Origin of the sequence: Nonomuraea sp. NPDC048916 (assembly GCF_040649575.1) — a bacterium.
In the GTDB taxonomy this organism is placed as follows: domain Bacteria; phylum Actinomycetota; class Actinomycetes; order Streptosporangiales; family Streptosporangiaceae; genus Nonomuraea.
Genome location: NZ_JBEZFS010000130.1, coordinates 1 through 1,010, shown reverse-complemented (window position 1 = coordinate 1,010; position 1,010 = coordinate 1). Strand labels below are relative to the sequence as shown.

Annotated in this window: 1 pseudogene; it reads left to right on the top strand. The window is 67.6% G+C overall.

The window, feature by feature from the left end:
* A pseudogene (locus AB0C16_RS40075) lies at window positions 1-1,010 on the top strand (DNA-directed RNA polymerase subunit beta); the annotation flags it as partial.

Genomic DNA, 1,010 nt, shown 5'->3' with positions numbered 1-1,010 from the left:
CGAGGTCGTCCCCGGCGACATCCTGGTCGGCAAGGTCACGCCCAAGGGCGAGACCGAGCTGACGCCCGAGGAGCGGCTGCTGCGCGCGATCTTCGGCGAGAAGGCCCGTGAGGTCCGCGACACCTCGCTGAAGGTGCCGCACGGCGAACGGGGCAAGGTCATCGGGGTGCGCGTGTTCTCCCGGGAGGAGGGCGACGAGCTTCCGCCGGGGGTCAACGAGCTGGTGCGCATCTACGTGGCGCAGAAGCGTAAGATCACCGACGGTGACAAGCTCGCCGGCCGTCACGGCAACAAGGGCGTCATCTCCAAGATCCTGCCGGTCGAGGACATGCCGTTCCTCGAGGACGGCACCCCGGTCGACATCATCCTCAACCCCCTCGGTGTGCCCGGCCGGATGAACGTCGGCCAGGTCCTGGAGAACCACCTCGGCTGGATCGCCGCCCGGGGCTGGGACATCTCCGGCATCCAGGAGGCCTGGGCCGAGCGGCTGCGTGAGAAGGGCTTCGAGACCGTCGAGCCGCGCACCAACATGGCGACCCCGGTCTTCGACGGAGCCCACCAGGAGGAGATCATCGGGCTGCTCGGCAACACCGTCCCCAACCGCGACGGGGATCGGCTGGTGCAGCGCAGTGGCAAGGCCCGGTTGTTCGACGGCCGCTCCGGCGAGCCGTTCCCCTATCCGATCGCGGTCGGCTACATGTACATCCTCAAGCTGCTCCACCTGGTCGACGACAAGATCCACGCCCGGTCGACCGGCCCCTACTCCATGATCACCCAGCAGCCGCTCGGCGGTAAGGCCCAGTTCGGTGGCCAGCGCTTCGGTGAGATGGAGGTGTGGGCTCTGGAGGCCTACGGCGCCGCCCACGCGCTCCAGGAGCTGCTGACCATCAAGTCCGACGACGTCCTGGGCCGCGTGAAGGTCTACGAGGCCATCGTCAAGGGCGAGAACATTCCCGAGCCCGGCATCCCCGAGTCCTTCAAGGTCCTCATCAAGGAGATGCAGTCGCTCT